This is a genomic window from Thalassovita sp. (assembly GCF_963691685.1).
In the GTDB taxonomy this organism is placed as follows: Bacteria; Pseudomonadota; Alphaproteobacteria; order Rhodobacterales; family Rhodobacteraceae; genus Thalassobius.
This window is the reverse complement of the sequence record NZ_OY829290.1, coordinates 3,533,252-3,552,544: the sequence shown is the minus strand read 5'-3', so window position 1 is coordinate 3,552,544 and position 19,293 is coordinate 3,533,252. Positions and strand designations below refer to the sequence as shown.

The 19,293-nt window shown below is 55.4% G+C and carries 17 protein-coding genes; 13 read left to right on the top strand and 4 right to left on the bottom strand.

What is annotated here, in order from left to right:
• Nucleotides 1-19: 19 nt before the first annotated feature.
• The 13 genes from ACORLH_RS17005 (at nt 20) to ACORLH_RS16945 (ending at nt 13,943) form a co-directional block, all read left to right on the top strand.
• The gene (locus ACORLH_RS17005) at nt 20-1,132 is read left to right on the top strand and encodes a sn-glycerol-3-phosphate ABC transporter ATP-binding protein UgpC (protein ID WP_321829566.1); all 1,113 of its coding nucleotides are present in this window, start codon (nt 20-22) and stop codon (nt 1,130-1,132) included.
• Nucleotides 1,132-2,616 (top strand): GMC family oxidoreductase, encoded by a 1,485-nt coding sequence (locus tag ACORLH_RS17000; protein ID WP_321829565.1) that lies wholly within the window; start codon nt 1,132-1,134, stop codon nt 2,614-2,616. The genes ACORLH_RS17005 and ACORLH_RS17000 overlap by 1 nt, the downstream gene beginning before the upstream one ends.
• Entirely contained in the window at nt 2,613-4,208 is a 1,596-nt protein-coding gene (locus tag ACORLH_RS16995) for a GMC family oxidoreductase (RefSeq protein ID WP_321829564.1), read from the top strand. The genes ACORLH_RS17000 and ACORLH_RS16995 overlap by 4 nt, the downstream gene beginning before the upstream one ends.
• Nucleotides 4,205-4,513, top strand: a complete 309-nt coding sequence (locus ACORLH_RS16990) for a Dabb family protein (RefSeq protein WP_321829563.1) — start codon at nt 4,205-4,207, stop codon at nt 4,511-4,513. The genes ACORLH_RS16995 and ACORLH_RS16990 overlap by 4 nt, the downstream gene beginning before the upstream one ends.
• Before the next feature lie 25 nt (nt 4,514-4,538).
• Nucleotides 4,539-5,543, top strand: coding sequence for a LacI family DNA-binding transcriptional regulator (locus tag ACORLH_RS16985; protein WP_321829562.1), 1,005 nt, complete (start codon nt 4,539-4,541; stop codon nt 5,541-5,543).
• 17 nt (nt 5,544-5,560) lie between these two features.
• Complete coding sequence (locus ACORLH_RS16980; RefSeq protein WP_321829561.1) at nt 5,561-6,724, top strand: Gfo/Idh/MocA family oxidoreductase; 1,164 nt, start codon at nt 5,561-5,563, stop codon at nt 6,722-6,724.
• Nucleotides 6,725-6,745: 21 nt separating this feature from the next.
• Nucleotides 6,746-8,812, top strand: a complete 2,067-nt coding sequence (locus tag ACORLH_RS16975) for an FAD-binding protein (RefSeq protein WP_321829560.1) — start codon at nt 6,746-6,748, stop codon at nt 8,810-8,812.
• Entirely contained in the window at nt 8,806-9,735 is a 930-nt protein-coding gene (locus tag ACORLH_RS16970; protein WP_321829559.1) for a sugar kinase, read from the top strand. The genes ACORLH_RS16975 and ACORLH_RS16970 overlap by 7 nt, the downstream gene beginning before the upstream one ends.
• 22 nt (nt 9,736-9,757) lie before the next feature.
• Complete coding sequence (locus ACORLH_RS16965; protein ID WP_321829558.1) at nt 9,758-10,036, top strand: hypothetical protein; 279 nt, start codon at nt 9,758-9,760, stop codon at nt 10,034-10,036.
• A gap of 463 nt (nt 10,037-10,499) precedes the next feature.
• Complete coding sequence (locus ACORLH_RS16960) at nt 10,500-11,297, top strand: LytTR family DNA-binding domain-containing protein (RefSeq protein ID WP_321829557.1); 798 nt, start codon at nt 10,500-10,502, stop codon at nt 11,295-11,297.
• A 128-nt stretch (nt 11,298-11,425) separates the two neighbouring features.
• A complete protein-coding gene (locus ACORLH_RS16955) occupies nt 11,426-12,580 on the top strand; it encodes a Hint domain-containing protein (RefSeq protein WP_321829556.1) in 1,155 nt (384 codons plus the stop codon).
• A 90-nt stretch (nt 12,581-12,670) separates the two neighbouring features.
• Nucleotides 12,671-13,525 carry a helix-turn-helix domain-containing protein gene (locus tag ACORLH_RS16950; RefSeq protein ID WP_321829555.1) on the top strand — a complete coding sequence of 285 codons (855 nt, stop codon included), beginning with the start codon at nt 12,671-12,673 and terminating at the stop codon, nt 13,523-13,525.
• Between the two features lie 112 nt (nt 13,526-13,637).
• Complete coding sequence (locus ACORLH_RS16945; RefSeq protein ID WP_321829554.1) at nt 13,638-13,943, top strand: hypothetical protein; 306 nt, start codon at nt 13,638-13,640, stop codon at nt 13,941-13,943.
• Nucleotides 13,944-14,054: 111 nt separating this feature from the next.
• Here the strand turns inward: ACORLH_RS16945 and tnpC are convergent, their stop codons facing one another.
• From tnpC to ACORLH_RS16925, 4 genes are all read right to left on the bottom strand, one after another.
• Nucleotides 14,055-15,566, bottom strand: coding sequence for an IS66 family transposase (gene tnpC / locus ACORLH_RS16940; RefSeq protein WP_321828720.1), 1,512 nt, complete (start codon nt 15,564-15,566; stop codon nt 14,055-14,057).
• A 55-nt stretch (nt 15,567-15,621) separates the two neighbouring features.
• On the bottom strand, nt 15,622-15,969 hold the full coding sequence (gene tnpB / locus ACORLH_RS16935; RefSeq protein WP_321828719.1) for an IS66 family insertion sequence element accessory protein TnpB: 348 nt from the start codon (nt 15,967-15,969) through the stop codon (nt 15,622-15,624).
• 2 nt (nt 15,970-15,971) lie between these two features.
• Nucleotides 15,972-16,358 (bottom strand): transposase, encoded by a 387-nt coding sequence (locus tag ACORLH_RS16930; protein WP_321828718.1) that lies wholly within the window; start codon nt 16,356-16,358, stop codon nt 15,972-15,974.
• A 1,036-nt stretch (nt 16,359-17,394) separates the two neighbouring features.
• Nucleotides 17,395-19,179, bottom strand: coding sequence for a GmrSD restriction endonuclease domain-containing protein (locus ACORLH_RS16925; protein ID WP_321829552.1), 1,785 nt, complete (start codon nt 19,177-19,179; stop codon nt 17,395-17,397).
• Nucleotides 19,180-19,293 lie beyond the last annotated feature (114 nt).

The following is a 19,293-nucleotide window of genomic DNA, read 5'->3' as shown; positions in this document are numbered from 1 at the left end:
ACCAAGTGGAGCGACGGAAATGGGTTTCCTCGATATTGACAACACAACAAAATCGTACGGAGCTGTGGAGGTTCTGCACAAGGTGGACATTTCAGTGCAAGAGGGGGATTTCCTTGTCCTCGTCGGGCCATCGGGCTGCGGCAAGTCCACTTTGCTCAACATGATCGCAGGGCTTGAAGAAATCACCAGCGGTGAGATCCGCATCAAGGATCAGGTCATGAACGGGGTCCACCCGTCCAAGCGCAACATCGCGATGGTATTCCAAAGTTACGCGCTCTACCCCAACATGACCGTTGGGCAAAACATCACCTTTGGCCTCGAAATGCACGGCATGCCGAAGCCTGAGCGTGAAAAGGCGATGAAAGAAGTAGCCAGCCTGTTGCAGATTGAGCAATTGCTTGACCGAAAGCCTGGTGCGCTTTCCGGTGGTCAACGCCAGCGGGTCGCTATGGGCCGTGCGCTGGTGCGCAACCCGGATGTGTTCCTGTTTGATGAACCACTCTCCAATCTGGATGCCAAACTGCGCGTTGACATGCGAACCGAAATCAAGAAACTGCACCAGAAATTGGGCACCACTATTGTTTACGTCACCCACGACCAGATCGAAGCGATGACGCTCTCAACCCGTATCGCGGTTATGTATCGCGGGTTTGTCCAGCAGCTGGGTACGCCACAGGAAATCTACGACAGCCCCGCCAACATCTTCGTGGCGACTTTCATGGGATCGCCTGCGATGAATGTGGTGCCTGCAAAGGTCGCGGTGCTAGACGGCACACCGGTTGCGGTGGTCGCATTGCACGACGGGACAAGCACCACATTGCCCTTCAGTCAGAACAATCTGACCGCATGGGACGGGCGTGACATTATGCTGGGCATTCGTCCCGAGACGATCACGGACGAGGACGCTGCAGATCGCAAATCGATCAACATTGCGCCGATGACAAACCGGATCACTGTAACCGAACCGGCAGGCTCCGACACCTTTGTGACGATGACCATGGGCGGCAAGGATGTGATCGCGCGGATGCGCTCCGACGCGGGTGTGCGCCCTGGTGCTGATTTCAAGTTCTCGGTGAACATGGAAAAGGCCGTGGCCTTTGATCCTGAAACCGAACTGCGCATCGCACCCTGATGGATGCGGATGTTCTCATAATCGGCTCAGGCATGGGCGGGGCGACCATGGCCGCCGCGCTGGCCCCAACAGGTCGTCGGATCCTGATCCTTGAGAGAGGGGAGCATTTGCGCCCCTCGGCTCAGGATCGCGACCCAGACGCGGTCTTTCGGGATGGCGCGTTTCGCCCGGACGAGGTCTGGCTGGACGGCGCCGATCAATCTTTCAATCCGGGGAACTACTACAACGTGGGCGGCAATTCCAAATTCTATGGCGCGGCCCTGATCCGCTACCGCGAGGCGGATTTCGGGCCTGTCGCCCATTCAAGTGGAACAACGCCCGGTTGGCCAATCGACTATTCTGAGCTTGAGGTCGATTATCAAGCCGCCGAAGAGCTTTATCAAGTGCGGGGCAATGCAGCCCAAGACCCGACAGAGCCCTATCATTCTGGGTCTTATCCCCATCCGCCTGTTCCGGATGAACCGGATGTGGCAGCGCTACGCAATCGCCTGTCCGAAATCGGACTGACCCCGTCTTCCATTCCTTTGGGCTTGGACCTCCCCGCTTGGCTTTCTGTTGGCAAGACCGCGTGGGATGCCTACCCCAACACCGGACGCGGGAAAATGGATGCCGAAACCGCCGGGCTGACAGAGGCTTTGCGCCATAATAACGTATCCCTGCGCACGGGCTGCAGAGTTGAGTGGATCGAGGTCGATGGTACCGGGCGCGTGGCAGGTGTCGGGCTGTCCACGGGGGAAACCTTCACATCGCCCCTCGTTGTGGTGGCCGCAGGCGCTGTCCAAACCGCCGCTCTTTTGTTGCGCTCGGCCAAAGGGGATCATCCCACAGGCCTTGCAAATCGGTCTGATCAGGTTGGCCGAAACTTCATGAACCACAATTGTTCCGCAGTTATAGCGCTGCACCCGTTGCGCAAGAACCGCAGCGTCTATCAAAAGACATTGATGCTGAATGATTTCTATCTGGCAACGGACGACCGCCCGCCTTTGGGGAACGTCCAAATGCTGGGCAAGATCACGGGTCCGATCATAGCCGCAAATTCCCGATCGGCAAAATGGCTTGCCAATTTCGTCGCAACCCGCAGCTTTGACTTTTACGCTATGTCCGAAGATTTGCCGAACCCTAACAGCCGCGTCACGCTCAAGGACGGTCAGATCAAACTGGACTGGCAGCGGTCCAACTGGGCCGCGCATATGCAGCTTGTCAAAGCGCTCAAATCCAAACTGCGCAAAGCGGGTTTCCCCTTCGTTGCCTCAAAGCCCTTCGATCGACGCACGCCGTCCCATCAATGTGGAACCGCGCGCATGGGGGATGATCCAGCGACCAGTGTGGTGAACAGTTATTGCCGCAGCCATGATCATCCGAACCTCTTTATCGTCGATGCCTCGGTCCTGCCGACATCGGCTGCCGTTAACCCGGCGCTGACCATCGCAGCCCTCGCGCTGCGCGCGGGGCGCCACATCATCGAGACGGAGTTTGCCGCATGACCGGCCTTGGATATGATTTCATCGTGATTGGTGGAGGCTCTGCCGGGGCTGCCATTGCCGCACGTTTGTCAGAGGACTCGAGCGCGAAAGTCTTATTGCTGGAGGCTGGCGGCAGCGATCGCCACCCGTTTTTTCACTTGCCTGCAGGTTTCGCTAAGATGACCAAGGGCATCGGCTCCTGGGGCTGGTCGACAACCCCACAAAAGGCGATGCAAAACAAGATCTTCAACTACACCCAAGCCAAGGTCATTGGTGGCGGGTCGGCGATCAACGCGCAAATTTATACGCGTGGTGCAGCGCAAGATTACGACAGCTGGCGTCAGATGGGCTGCGACGGATGGAGCTATGAAGACGTGCTTCCCTACTTCAAAAAGTCGGAAGACAACGACACTTATAGTGGCCGCTATCATGGCAAGGGCGGTCCCTTGGGTGTGTCCATGCCCGCCGCCCCTTTGCCTATTTGCGATGCCTTCATCGAGGCTGCAGGGCAAGTGGGCATTCCCAAAACCACAGACGTGAATGGCGAAAAGCAGGAAGGTGCTGGCTATTATCAGCTGACGCAAAAGAATGCGCGTCGGTCGTCTGCTGCGATGGCCTTTCTGGGGCAAGCGCGCGGGCGCGACAACCTGACCATCCAGATGAGGGCCCAGGTGAATCGGATCATTGTCGAGAAAGGACGCGCCACAGGTGTTGAAATGGCTGACGGGTCTGTCATCTCCGCAGATCGCGAGGTGGTCCTGTCGTCAGGAGCCATCGGCTCGCCTCGACTGTTGCAACTGTCCGGGATTGGTCCTGCAGACCATCTGCGAAGCCTTGGAATCGACGCGGTCTATGACCAACCGAATGTCGGGGCGAACTTGCAAGATCATCTGGATCTGTATGCAATTTCCGAGGTCACGGGGCCGCATACCTATGATCGTTTCGCCAAGCTGCACCTCAGTACTTTTGCCGCCCTGCAATATGTCTTCACGCGCAGGGGGCCTGTGGCATCCAGCCTGTTTGAGACAGGCGGCTTTTGGTACGCGGATGAAAACGCGGAAACGCCAGACATCCAAATGCACCTCGGCCTCGGCACGGGGATAGAAGCTGGCGTTGAGGCCATGCCAAACGGCGGCGTGACACTGAATGCCTGCCACCTGCGGCCTCGATCACGTGGCACAGTCAGGCTGCAGTCAGACAACCCCAAAGACATGCCGCTGATTGATCCTAATTACCTGTCAGATCCCTATGACCGCGAAATGTCGATCCGGGGCCTGAAACTGGTGCAAGAGATCCTGTCTCAATCTGCTCTTAGCGATTACATCCTGGCCGAACGTCTGCCCGGACCCGATGTGAAGACGGATGAGGATTACTTCAACTTCATCTGCGTCCACTCCAAAACCTCGCACCATTGTGCGGGTACCTGCCGTATGGGCGCGGATGATGCCGCGGTTCTAAACCCGCGTCTCCAGTTCAACGGCATTGACGGCCTGCGCGTCGCTGATGCCTCGGTCATGCCAACCGTCAATTCATCAAACACCAATGCACCTTCCATCATGATCGGCGAGAAAGCCGCCGACATGATCAAACAAGACCAAGGAATGGCCCTATGATCCGCCACATCGTTCTTACCAAATTCAAGTCCGACGCCTCTGAGGACACCATCAAGACCATCTACGATGGCTTGTCGGCCCTTGCAGACAAGCTGCCGGGAGCCGCAAATTTCACCGGTGGGCGATCCGAAAGCCCCGAGCAGATCGAGCGCGGCTACATGCACGGCTTTGTTATCGACTTTGACAGCTGGGACGCCTTGCAGACCTACGCCGACAATGAAGAGCACAAAGCCCTAGGTGGCCAGCTGGTGGCCAATGCTGTGGGGGGTATTGACGGTATTCTGGTTCTCGACCTCGACGTATAAGAAGGGGGGTAAAGGAGATCCTCACATGAAAAGTCGCCCCACCATTCTGGACGTCGCCAAACAGGCTGGCGTGTCGAAATCCACCGTGAGCCTCGTTTTACAAGGAGCCACGACCGTCAAGGATGAGACACGCAAGTCAGTGCGGCAGGCGATAGCGGAGATCGGTTACGTCTACAACCGGTCAGCTGCGACGTTGCGGTCGTCCTCTTCGGGTTTGATCGGGTTGGTGATCAACGACCTTCGCAACCCGTTTTTTACCGAATTTGCAGCGCTGTTTCAGATGGAGCTTGCAAAAGCCGGCTTTGCCACCGTGCTGGCCAATACCGACGAAGACCCTAAGCTGCAAAGTCAAATGATTTCTTCGCTCGTGGAGCATGGGGTATCGGGCTTCATTATTTCACCCGCCTATGGGGATGAAGCCACAACCCTCGCGGTTTTGGACGCGGCCAACACTCCGACACTGCAGGTCTTCCGGACGCTGGAGCGAGAGGGTGGCACTTTTCCACTTGTGGCGCCCGACTACCTGACGGGCGGGCGCTTAGCGGCGGAACATCTGCTTGAGAAAGGCTGCAAAAAGATCGCTTTCCTCGGCGGTTTGGAAGGGCGTCCGGTGACGCGCGAACGGATGGCAGGCTATCTATCGGTCTTAGATGAGAGAAGGCAAAAGCCGCTGATAATCACCGGACAATCGACCCGCGCGTTCGGCAAATCCATGGCGGCCCAGATGCGCAAAGACCACCCAGATGTCGACGGTGTCATCTGCTTTAACGACCTTGTTGCCCTTGGCGTGCTTGCAGCCTGCCCCGATCTTGGGATCAAAGCAGGTCAAGAACTTCGCGTGGTGGGCTTCGACGATATCGAAGACGGGCAAGACAGCTATCCGCCCCTGACAACGGTCAGCTCTAACATCCCTGATTTCGCGGCATCAACCGCGCGCCAGATCGTTGCTTGGATCAAAGACGGCGTTGCCCCGCCACCCGAGGCGCGCAGTCCCGTGCGTTTGGTCATCCGCGCCTCCAGCGGCGAATAAAAAAGAGGACTAATAACATGACAGAGGTAAAGGTCGCCGTACTTGGTGCGTCTGGCTGGATGGGCAAGACGCACATCATGGCCTACCAGAGTTTCCCGCATTTTTTCGGGCCTGAAAGTGGCAATGCCCGTGTTGTCGCTCTGGTCGAGGCCAACCCCGCCGCCGCCAAGGACTTGGCGTTCCGTGCGCCGGGTGCAAAGATCATTGAGAACTGGCAGGAGGCCGTCAATGACCCCGATATCGACCTGATCGACATTTGCTTGCCGGACAACATGCATTACGATGTCGCCAAGGCCGCTCTGTTGGCGGGCAAACACGTTTATTGCGAAAAGCCACTCGCCGACACGGCCGTGCAGGCCCGCGAACTGGCCGACATTGCGCGCCAAAAGGGTCTCATTACCCGCGTCGGACATTCCTTCCCGCGTAACCCGATCCATGACCGCGCAAAGGAAATCATCGAGGCAGGCGAGATCGGCGAGATCAAGTTGTTTAAGGCCTGCCAGCATATCGACATCTACGGTGACCCGCTGGCCCCTTACATGTGGCGTGCGGATGGGGGCCTCGCACCCACGGGCATCATCGGCGACACCGGCAGTCATGTGTTCAGCTTCATGGAGTTTCTGGTGGGTAAAGTGTCGTCCCTCATCGCGGACAGCTACATCACAGTGCCCAAGCGGCCTAAGGTGGATGGGTTGGGGTATGGCGATGCCCCGCCGCCTGTCACGGACGATACCGAATGGGGTGAGGTGACGAACCCTGATGGGACGAACATCCTGTGCACGTTTGCGAACGGCGCCAAGGGCCTGATCGATTTCAGCCGCGTCGCCACTGGCCGCAAGTTCATGCAGACCTATGAGATTTACGGGACCAAAGGCAGCCTTGCCTATACCTTCGACGAGGTGAACCGCCTGCGGTTCTATTCGAACGAGGATGCCGCCGGACGCCGCGGTTTCCGCGAAATCGATGTGGGCCCCGAACACCCGACCTACGGGGCTTTCTTGCCGTTGCCGAACTTTGCACTTGGCTACAATGAAAGCAAGATCATTGAAGTAGCCGAAGTCATCAAGTCGATTACCACATCGACTCCGATGTGGCCCACGTTTGAGACGGGCCACCACATTTGCCAGATCGTGGATGCTTGTCTGACGTCGTCAGGCAAACGCGTCTGGGTCGATTTGTAAACAAAATGAAGGAAGAAACCTGTGGCCCTTTCTGTCCCGCAAAGCACACTCGACGACCTGACCGACGTTGCCATGCCTCAGCTTGGCGCTGAGTCGGAGGCCGCCGAAACATTTACCCTGAACGGCTATACCATCCCGTTGCGTCGCACTGGCGCTGTTGTGGTTGGCAGCGGCGCGGCCGGGCTGCGCGCAGCTATTGAAATGAACCGCAGGGGGGTTGAAACAGCCATTCTGAGCCAAAGCGCCTGGGGCGGTACATCCGCCTGTTCCGGCTCCGACAAACAAACGCTGCACACGGCCAATACCAAAGATCAGGGTGATGATTTTCTTGATATGGCCGCGTCCATTGGTGCGGGTGGTGCAATGGACGAAGACACCGCGTATATCGAAGCGGTCGGGTCGATCCGCGCAATGGCGTCGCTTCAGTATCTCGGGCTCCCCTTGCCGCAGGACCGTTGGGGTGGCACGCTGCGCTATCAGACTGACCACGACGAAGTCGGCCGCGCCACGTCTTGCGGGCCGCGGACCTCCCGCCTGATGGTCAAGGTGCTGGCCGAAGAAGCGCTCCGCCTTGGTATGCCGTTCTTCAACCACACAACTGTCGTTAAAGTGCTCAAAAACGGGGACCGGGTGTGTGGCGTGCTGGCGATCCGAGCCAAGGACAGAACGGATCAGAACCCCTACGGCCTCGCCGTCTTTGCTTGTTGCGCTCTGGTGCTGGCAGCAGGGGGACCGGGGGAGCTTTACCGCGACAGTGTCTTCCCAAATGGCTGTTTTGGTACACTTGGCCTGGCGCTTGAGGCAGGGTTGGAGTTGACAAATGTCACCGAAAGCCAGTTTGGCATCGGTACTCGCCGAGAAGGGTTCCCGTGGAACTTATCGGGGACTTACGTGCAGGTCATCCCGCACGTATACTCTGTTGATAAAGAAGGCGAGGAGCACCACTTCCTCGCCGACTTCTTCCGCACCACACAAGAGATGGCTTCCAACATCTTTCGCAAAGGCTATCAATGGCCGTTTCATGCAAGCCGGATGCTAGATTTTCAGTCTAGCATAATCGATCTTGCGATCTTCCGGGAGGGGCAAGCCGGGCGGCGGGTGTTTTTGGATTTTACCCGCAATCCACTGGCGGTCGATCAGGACTTCAGCCTTGATCGGCTGGACGACGATGTTTCGACCTACCTGCGTAATGCGGGGGTAGATCACGCCCTGCCCATCGATCGATTACGCCACATGAACCCACTGGCGATTGAATTATATAAACGCTACAAGATCGACATTGCGACACAACCGTTGGAATGTGGAGTCAACCACCAGCATATGAATGGCGGCATCGCGGTTGATACTTGGGGGCGTAGCAATGTGCCGGGGGTCTATGCTGTGGGTGAGGCCGCAGGCACCCACGGCGCAACACGGCCCGGTGGGGCGGCGCTGAATGCTGGGCAGGTATTCGGCACGCGTGTTGCTGAGCATGTCGGCGCTATTGGTGCGCCTGTCTGTGCCGATAATGTAGTGCAGGCCGTAGCTGATGCGGTTCATGACCTTGAAGCAGTGCTTGCCAATGACAGCCCGCTGGCTGTTAAGGATGTCAGATCAGAGGTTCAGGCTCGGATGAGCGAGAGCGCTGGCATCCTTTGCACCGGTTCAGAAGTGGCAAACGCCTTAAGGGACGCTCGCTCATTGAATGCCCAAATCAAGGAATACGGGATCACCGTTTCGCGCCCATCAGAGGCCGCGCGGGTTTTGCAATGGCAGCAAATGGCCCTCGCGTCCGAGGCGGTGCTTTGCGCGCTTGATGCCTACATCGCAAACGGTGGCGGCAGCCGCGGAGCGCGGGCGATTTGTGATCCAGCGGGCGATGCTTTGCCCGAGAATGTCCAAGGTCCCATTGCGGATGCCCGTTTTCGCGCTGAACGGGACGCTGATAAGCATCAGCAATTGATCGTGATCTATGATGGCGCACAGATGACTGTGTCCTCGCGTGCCAATCGCAAACACGACAGCGCACTTTCATTCTTTGAACGCGACTGGCCAGCGTGGCTTAACGGCGACGTTTTCCAGTCAGGCGGTGTTGGCCCCAAATGCTGACATTTGCACCAGGACGGGTTTTGGCCGTCGGAGAGGCCATGATCGAGATGGCTGTCATTGGCGAAGATACCTATCGCCGCGGTTTTGCAGGGGATACCTACAACACGGCCTGGCATATGGCGCAAGTGCCGAATGCGAACGTGAGCGTAGGCTACGTCACGCGTGTCGGCACCGATGCTGTCTCGAACAGCTTCGTCGACATGCTCCAAGCGGATGGCCTTGAAACTGCTCATGTGGCCAGAGACCCAGGCCGCACCATGGGTCTCTACATGATCGCACTGGAAAAGGCCGAGCGCAGTTTCAGCTATTGGCGCGACTCATCGGCGGCAAGGCAACTGGCCCAAAGCGAAGCCTGGCTGGACCAAGCCTTTTCCGGCGCCCGTCTGGTCCATGTGTCTGGCATCACGTTGGGTATTCTGGACGATGAAGGCCGCGAACGGCTTGCCCGATCTCTGAATACAGCCCAAAAGTCTGGGACGCGCGTCTCGTTCGACCCGAATGTGCGGCCAAAGCTCTGGTCCTCACGAGACCTAGCTCGCGCCGCGATGGCGCAATTCTTCGCCATCGCGGATATCGCGCTGCCCAGCTTTGACGACGAAGCCACTTTGTGGGGGGACGCCTCACCGGATTACACGATTGAACGGATCGCCAGTTTTGGCACGTCGGAAGTGATTGTCAAAAACGGGTCTGCCCCGGTGAGCATCATGGGAGATAACAGGCAAGACATACCGACGCGGCAAGCTACCGATATCTTAGATACATCAGGTGCCGGGGATGCGTTCAATGCAGGCTATCTTGCCGCGCGGCTCAACGGCAGATCGCCCACATCGGCCGTAGCTTTTGGCCAGCAGATGGCGGCGGAGGTGATCCGCCATTTTGGCGCGCGGATTCCACGCGCATCTGTCCCGGAATTGCCAGCGTAACCCTATCAGAAAGACACTTGGCATGGATGTGCTCGACGAAGTTGCCGCCAATTGGGTGGTCCCAGTTATCGTGATCGAAAATGCAGATGATACGCTTCCTTTGGCCGATGCGCTGGCGGAGGTTGGCCTTCCCGTCGCTGAAATCACGGTAGGCACCGAAGCCACGATCTACTCCATTCGCCTGGCTGTAAAGTACAATCCTAATATGCTCGTCGGTGTAGGTACAGTCTTGACTGCGGATCAGCTGCATGCCTCTCAAAACGCAGGGTCAGCTTTTACTTTAGTACCGGGGGGACGATAAGGTCTTGCTTGAAGCTCAAAAGGTAGGTCTTCCGTTTGTGCCCGGAATCATGATCCCTCCGGACATACAAAGGACGCTGCGTGCTGGGTGCAAACGGGTCAAGTCGCCGCCGGTGGGCTGGACATGCTCAAGTCATTGGCTGCGCCCTACCGCCAGACAGGCCGTCATTGCATTCCGACGAGCGGGATCAACCTGAAACTATGAAAAGCTGGTTGAACCATGCCTTTGTCTTCGCCGTCGGGGGCAGTTGGATCGCCAACGAATAGGACATTTCAGTGCACCGGTGAGAAAGGATCGTCGAAATGACAAGGACAGCGCGTCAGGTTGCCTATCGATAAGATTTGCACCAAGCGGGCCTTCAATTTGCGGCCCCAAAATGAGCGGAACCCTCACTTGGGATGCCGTAAGGATTAGCGTTTTGAACTTCGATAATACCCCTGGAGTTTCTCCAGCTAAAAAGTAAATGCAGCTTTCCATTCCCAAAACTCCATTAACAATACAAATTTCATCCAGTCATGCCGCTGCTTTTTCTGTGGTGACGATCGGTTGCATGTTGGTGGATCCATTTGGTCACATGAATCCTCTTTCAGGTTTTGGGCTTCTAGCTTGGTGGTTTTTCATCAATGCGACCAGTTATTTGAGTGGTGAACTGGTCACTCAAAACACTTTCCGCCTGAGGGACCCCGATTGTTGGCCTTTTGGGACCATTGTGGTGGCCTCCGCTGTGGCAGCGCTTCTGGTGGGAGGCAATGTCAGTTTGGTCATTCTTATTATGACTTACGTGGTCGACTGCCCTTATTTTTTCTGGCCGACCTTTATCGCCGTTTCAAAACTGGCATTTCTCATCGCGGTCGGGCGGCTATTCTTTTTCCTGCATGAGCGGATTGCTGAGCTGGCAATTGCCTCGGCTCCTGAAGTGTCAGAGCAGACTGCCGTTGAGGCCGAGTCAGGCTGCGCATTGGCGCTGCGCTTACCAGCCTACCTGGGGGAAAATATACTCTACCTGCGCAGTCAGGATCACTATGTTGAGGTGATGACTGACAAAGGTAGCCATTTGATCAAAATGCGGTTTCGTGATGCCATGGAGGAGGTGCAGCCATTGCAGGGCCAGCAAATCCATCGCAGTTGTTGGGTGCGACAATCTGCCGTCGTTCGGGCAAAAACTCACAATCGCCGTCTGCTGATTGAAACCAGTGATGGTGCTCGGCATCCTGTAAGCCGCTCTTTTATCCCCGATGTTCGCGCAAAAATGCGTCTTTGATCTAGTTTTTTCAACCTAGAGACTTGACGCTTTCCACTCAGTGGAACCAGCGTCGAAAAGGGGATCACTCCTTAGCAGCTATCGCTAACACTCTTTTCCGGGAGCATTAACGCAAAAGGATTAGTGGCATGCCTGGCTATTGGGTGACTGGATATCAACTACCCGGATTTACAAGTTCGTCACTGTTTTCGAATGGATTCGCATCGGGAAACAATCCCAGCGGATTTACCTTGAGTTGGACTCATGGGAGCAGCATCCCAAAGGATGTCTTTGAAATTACTGATGATGACGCGTTTCTAAACGATTTCTCTGGTCTGCCGGGTAGCAGTACAATTGCCGATACAGGCACCCCATTCGGAGGCACCGCTGAGCCGGGTGACGCGCAGGTCGTAACCAGCGATCACTTTGGTGTGAGCCAAAATAACTTGGGGACCCTTGCTGGACCAGCTGGGTTGGCCGCACAAAGTCCAGATACCAACATTGAGTCTAATGGCCACTTAATCGCTGCTGGTAGCGATGGAACGAAAATAGTTGTTTCTTTCTGTTCTGTTGCAGGCTCTGGTGCTTGCTTTCTGCCTCTCGGGGCAGATTTTGTAGATGGCGTAACCTACACATTGCACCACCCTGCAGATCCCGCGATCCCACCTGGCCCGAATGCTGGCGGTATTATCAGCGGTGGCGTTTTTGCCGAAGGCACGGTGCGCTACGACGATCTGATCCCCTGTTTTGCCGCAGGCACCAGCATCGCGACGATTTCGGGTGAAATTGCGATTGAGGATATTCAAGTCGGAGACATGATTATCACCCGCGATGGCGGTTTAAAGCCTGTTCGCTGGATTGGCAGCACGACTGTGCCCGCGCAGGGTAAATATTCCCCTGTGGTTTTCAGCCCAAATACTATCGGCAACAAGAACCCATTGGTGGTTTCGCCACAGCACCGCATTTTGCAGTGCAACAGCCGCGCCCAGCTGTATTTCGATGAAACCGAGGTGCTGCTGCCTGCGCATACAATGGTCAATTCTGACACAATCTACCGCCGCGTAGGCGGTGTGGTGTGCTATTTCCACATGTTGTTTGATCGGCATGAAATCATCCTGTCCGAAGGTGCCTGGACCGAAAGCTTCTTTCTGGGAGATTGCATCATAGACAGCATGGCAGAGGCGCAGCGCAGTGAGATTCTGTCGCTTTTCCCTCAGTTGGGAGAGGATATGAGCATTTTTGGCGAGACGGCGCGAAGAGCGCTGAAACCCTACGAAGCGTCTTTGTTTCTACACCAGGGCTGAGTTGCTTTTGAACTGGGGCCGACATGTCTTTTCTGGGCCACGCCAAATGTTGCGCGTGGTCCATGGATTGGACACTAGAGATCTCTTAACATGACGAATGTCAATATTAGCGGTAACGAGTCTAACGCCGCGTTTCTTGAGCAATATGAAAACTGCGAATGTCGCTCGGCTCAGGAGCGGGTCTTGAGAGTGCAGGTGTGCATCGCGGCCAAAGGACCGATCCGGCTGGCTGAATTGGCGCGCACGCTGTGTTTACCAAAAAGCTCTGTCTCGAGGATCGTCACAGTGTTGATGAACGCAGGCTGGGTGTTTCGCAACCCGGTGGACAATTCCTATACGGTGACCTGTGGTTTTGCAGGTCTTGCTGACCAGACAGAGCCTTCAGAAACCGTGCAAGACTGGTTTTGCAGGGTGATTGAGGACATATGTACTGATCACAAGGTATCGTTTTCGCTGCAAGAAATCCGGGTGCCCTTTTTAAGCATGACTGAAATTGCCCGTGCCGAAGTCCAGGGCGTGGAGGCTGACATAGTGCGTCACTCTAACGGGATTCTGGCTGCTTTCTTTGTGTTGGCGACTAAAGCAACCGATGAGACCACGGCTTTGAGTTTCCTAAAGACCTTGTCGTGTCTACAAAGTGTGGCGTTGCTTCGTCGCAAACTAATGCTGGGGTTGCTGCGCAATGGCGAAATTTGCAGTGAAGACAACAACGCTATTTCGATTGGGGTTAGGCTATCTTCTGGGCCTCCATGGATATTGTGGTTGTTCGCATCGCAGCAGAGTACTGACGCAAACCTTACTCAGGTTGTGTCATGTCTGCGCAAGACGTTGGTTCACTCTGAAGCGCAGTATTGCAGGGCAGTACAGATCGCTGGTGTCTCCCCACAACAAAGGCCTTTTTTGAAAGCACTTCTTTATCAGCTTGAGCCTGGGGACGGTCAGTGATGGCACCTGTTGGCGTGCTGCCCTTACCACGATGGCAGTTGCTCCGTGGTACTGCCTGACGCCTGGCTCAGACGCATCGTTACGTTCAGCCTTATTACGAGAATAGTTCAATATGAAACCAATGAATGTTCGTTTCAAGACCAAGCATTCGGACGTTGTGTTCGTTGTGACTGATAGCCCGTCAAAGATAGGCCAACCTTGGCCGTCATTGAGACAGATGCAATTTGATGTTGCGAACTTGTCTTCTACTCCGCGACTGATGGAAGATATGGCGCCGCCGCCTTTGAAAAACAGTGAGCGGGTGCCCCCCGGTGACGATGAGACGGTTGTCGACTTGATCCCTGGTTGGTGGATAATCCCAATGATCGCGCTGGCTATTTTGTTTTATGGGGCGCTGATCTGCATCTTATATACTTAGGCTCAGAACTCATTGAGTTCCGCGTAGTGGCGTATTTCACGGCTCGAAACCCTAGCGGTAAACATAACTGATCTTTTCTAGCTGACAGATACGCAGTAAGCGGTGCGCCGATCACACGGTTTTAGCGTAGTTCCAAGGCAGCAGTTCATTGATGTGGGTTTGCTTGTGCCCGCCAGCAATGGCTGTGAGTACGCCGCACAGATATGCGTGTGGCTCGATACCGTTGAGTTTGCAGGTCTCGATCAGTGACGCGATGGCGGCCCAGTTCTGTGCGCCAGCGTCGTGCCCGGCGAAGAGCGCGTTTTTGCGGTTTAGAGCAATGGGTCGGATGGTGCGTTCGACGGAGTTGTTGTCGAGTTCGATGCGACCATCGTCGAGGAACAGGATTAGCCCATCCCAGTATTTTGCGATGTATTTCAGGGCCTCTCCAGTTGGGGATTTGGACGAGACACGGGCACGACCTTGGGCAAGCCAAAGCTCGAGGGTGTCGATGATAGGTTTTGAGCGCTCCTGCCGTGCAGCATTGCGTTGGTCTGCGGTTAGGCCACGCAGGTCTTTTTCGATGCGATAGAGCGCCTGAATGTGCGCCAAACCCTCCTGCGCGATCGGGGCAATGCTGGACTGGGTAACATCATGCAAGTTGCGGCGTGCATGGGCCCAACAATAGGCCAGCCTCACATCCTGTGCGGGCCGTTTGAGCAAGCGGTTGTAGCCAGCATAGCCATCCACCTGCAGGGTGCCGCTGAAGCCTTTCAAGATATTGTCTGCATGCTGGCCGGATCGCCCTGGCGCATAGGTGAAGGCCACACCGGGCGGATCATCACCGCCCCATGGGCGATCATCACGGGCCAGCGCCCAGAAGTATCCGGTTTTGGTCTTTTTCCGCCCTGGGGCCAGAACCGGTGCCGGTGTCTCGTCCATGAACAGCTTGGTTGAGCGCTTCAGATCGGCCATCAGCGCCTCATAGACCGGGGCCAACTCGAATGCCGATTTGCCCACCCAAGCGGCCAAGGTCGAGCGATCCAGATCGATGCCCTGGCGACTGTAGATTTGCGCCTGTCGATAAAGCGGCAGGTGGTCCGCGTATTTGGAGACCAGAACATGCGCCAAAGTGGCTTCGGTCGGCATGCCGCTTGCAATGATGTGTGGTGGTGCTGGGGCCTGAGTGATCCCGTCCTCGCAGGATCGGCAGGCGTATTTGGGGCGACGGGTGACGATAACGCGGAACTGTGCAGGGATGATGTCCAAACGTTCGCTCACATCCTCACCTATGACATGACGCGCGGTTCCGCAGGCGCAGGAGAGATCAGGTTCAATGACCACCTCTACCCGTTCCAGATGCTTGGGCAGCGATCCACGGTTTGTCTGGCGCGGCTTTGCTGGCCGCACCGGCGCGGTGCGTTCGTCTGCGTCAATCTCGGCTTCGACCTGCGCGATGGCCGTCTCGATATCTTCGAGTTCCAACTCATATTGGGCGGGGTCAATCTTCTCGGATTTGGACCCAAACAGCGCCTTCTTGAAGGACGCGACCAGGGCTTCAAGTCGCGCATTCTGATCCTGTTGCGCACGGATGATCGCCTTCAACTCGGCAATGTCGTTGGGCAGGTCATCAGGGGCACGCATGCCCAGTTCCATACCAAAACAAGGGTGGAATGGCCCGCCCAAACGCCCCCGTGAGTCACTCCGCCGCAGCCGGAGCTGTCACCTCCAGGGGCTGCACGCGTCGCCAATCCAGACCTGCGAACAAAGCCTCAAACTGGGCTGGCTCCAGACGCATCACCCCGTTCTTAATCGCAGGCCATGTGAAACTGTTATCTTCCAGCCGCTTGTACGCCATCACCAATCCGCTGCCGTCCCAATAGATCAGCTTCAATCGATCTGCCCGCTTGGCACGGAAGACATAAACCGACCCATCAAACGGCTTCTGACGCAGGTGGCTCTGTACCAAGGCGGCCAGCCCATCATGACCTTTGCGGAAGTCCACAGGATCGCTGGCCACAAAAATCCGCACTTTATGGGATGGCATGATCACGTAGCCAAAGCCCGTGCGATCTCAACGACCCGCGCCGCTGGTGTCGCGGCGTCCAAACGAATGGTGACATCGCCTTGGATCACATCAAGCGTGCTGGTTGATGCTGTTGGTAGGGGCGAAGCCACGGGCGCAGGCGTCTCCATCTCAACAGGAACGAAGTCCATGCCGTCCAAATTGGGCAGAACCAACTTGCCCTGCCGCGCCATCCGCCGCCAATCAGACACTGTGCTGGGGATCAGCTCATACCGCTTCGCAACCGCCTTGACCGTCTCGCCTTCGAGCAACGTCTCCGCCACAATCCGAGCCTTCAACTCCGGTGGCCAACTCCGCTTGCCATCCGCCCGACGCGGCACACTTGCCAGAAACTCACATATAGCTCCCATCGAGAAACTCCCCACAAAACAAAGAAGCCTCTGAATCGCAGATCAGACGTCAGTTCGAAAGTGTGGGGGTGGCGCACCGCTTACGATACGCAGATGGCGCGTTTTACAACGTTCTTTCCCAAGCCCAATGGCAAGCCAAGCGTGGTCCTCCGTTTCCTAAACATAGCGGCGGACCAGTTCACTGGGGGAGGCTCAAGTTTCTTAGACACCTGCCTGAACTTGTCAGATTTTGCGTGTCCATTTGCCGTGTGTCGTGATCAAGCCTAGCTTTACTCGGAATGCAGGGATTTCTAGCTGTCGCCAAAGTCGTCTAAGGTGGTCGCTACTACGTCGCAAAGCGGGTCGTGCTCTTGGAGTTCGACCGAATCGATGAATGTCTTAGCGCATAACCAGCCACTAGAAGCGAATTTAGGAAATTGAGAGAGAAGCCGTGACAGCGGGAATATTACCGCACATCATGGGAAAGTCTCGAGGTGGACGTCGGGGTGGACTGCGTTTTTGTGAAGCCCTTAAGTCTCTAATTTTGCTGAGAAATTGTGCTAAAAGTGGTGCTGCTGGAGAGAATTGAACTCTGAAATTCACGATGTTAGTAATTGATAAATAACAATAAAATTTTCTATCCGCAAGGGTTTGTGTCGCACCTATGTGTCGCAGAATTGAGTTGGATTGATGCGTAAGTAATGCTGTGACGAGAATATCTTCGATACCGGGCTAATCCGTCGTCATCGTCAAAGGTAATTTGGGGCGGCTGGAAGGCTCGAAGCCTCGTCAAGAACTGGTTGGCATCCTACAATGAGAAATGCCCCCAATGCACCGCCTGGTAGACTGACGTCGGACGACGTTAATTGGGCTGGCTTGGAGCAGCGATGCGCAACATGGTCCTTAAACAGGCTCACTTCAAATATCGTGAGACGGCTCAAGCCAACCTAGACCGTACGTGAATTGCCCAATCGTACTTCCTCCAATTCTCTTCAGGTTAAGTGGGTCGAAAGCGTTTCCGACCCACGTGGAAGCCCGCAATCGGGGCCTGAGCTACCTACCTGAATTTTTCCGATATCGCAGCGATCTGGGGACCTGATGCCTTATGTGTCGACGAGCCAGTTCTCAGAAATGCTTCCTCGCCAATAAAGCTCATACTGGCCTGCGCAGGAACGCGAACTCTCACAACTTCCAATCCCTTGTAGGAAACTGTATCGATTGAAGTAGCCATCATAGTTTTCAGGGGTTCGGATAAGGCGGACCCTTGAATGTGATCGACCAATATCCTCATGTAATCATCCAAGCTCTTGCCCAGAATTTTGGCTTCTCTTTCGATGCCCACTACGCTCACATGCCGCACATTGATAGGCTCGACATCGTCAAGCTCCTTGATCCTGGATGCGTGAGCTTCTTTGTCTGCAATCCCCACATACAGAAAACCGTCAGCATCGGGCCCGGCGTTCGCAATACCACAGATTGTCTCCAGGATCGTTGTCAGGATGTTCGGATCTTGCTCCCTCTCGCTATCCAGCCGCAGGAAACCCTGCTTGAACTCGTATCGTGCAGTCTCTGTTTTAGACCGGGCAATAGAGTTTTCGAAATCCAAGATGACACCAGCGCCGTGCTTGAATGCGGCAACGTCATTCTTGACGAAATCATCACGAATAAGCCCTTTCGTGACTTTGGTGTTTTCCAACCTGTCAGCCGCCTTGGTCTGTTTCTGGCCAACTTCTATCCTATTTGTAAGGTTGTTCAGGCTGGCCATGATCTTCGCAGCATCGTCCGGATACATGCCCTCTTTAACGATTAGGTCAAAAAAGGCCATGAATACTGCAAAAAAGGGCGACTTTTGCGAGTTGGATGTGGCGGTTGGATAAACTACCTTTCGGAAGTGGCCTTTCTCATTGCTATTGGTCTCAACAACCGAGCGGAGTGCTGAAAAAACCATTTTCACTTCATTTGCGAGGCGCTCCGCTCCATAAGCGTTAAGCGCAGTAGCAATATCCTGAGCATCTTTGTGGGTGTGGTCATACAGATTGTCGCGATAGACGCGGGTGCCGCTGACCGGCGCGTCACGCAACACTGATGCACAGATATCAATGATCATTTCCTCATCGTCACTATCTCGCAACTCCCCGGTCCGGAGGATCCCCTGCTGACACCAGAAAATGTCTTCGGCCTTCAGTTTGTACCCGTGAGGGTTCTTTTGCGTTTCGATACTAATTTCCGGCATATCGTGCAGTGGCAAAGTTTCTTTGGAAACGTCCCCACGCAACTCCGCTCCCAGTTCTCTCACAAGCTCAGCAAAATCAGAGAGAACACCCGCTTGACGACGTTCTTGGTCACTGAGTTGCTTTCCTCCAGAGTTGATCCGTCCAAAAATGTCCGTAATTCGCCCTTCATCTTCTCCGGAAAATGAGGTGACAGCCATTTGGTAATCCAGAAAATCCGAGCACGCTTTGGCATCCAGGCGAGTGACATCTGCTTCGAACTCATCAAACAAGCCGTCTTCTTTTGCCTGCCGGGCCCGTGTCGACTCAGCGACATCAAAGCAGGTTCCGTTCACAGCAAAACCATGCTCGATGAAGCTGAAAATGGCATTCAGACGCTGCATACCATCAATGACCTCCAGCACAGCCTTACCATCCGAGCCATCCGCGGGTATCTCAGCCAGCAGGATCAAGGGGATCGGGTAATTTAGGAGGACACTTTCAATGAGTTTAGTTTTTTCCTCAATAGTCCAAACCAGCTTCCGCTGGTATTGGCGATTGATCACCAACTTACCTTCTCGGAAATCTCTATACAAAGACTGGATACTCAAGCCTTTTGGCGAAACACTCATTGCCTGCTCCTTGGATACATTTTGGCCAAAGAGTGCAGGAAACGCTGGGGTTGTGCAACTTGAAAAGGCTTGAAACCTAATGGGGTGACTGTGGCAAGTCGGGTGTTGCAAAGA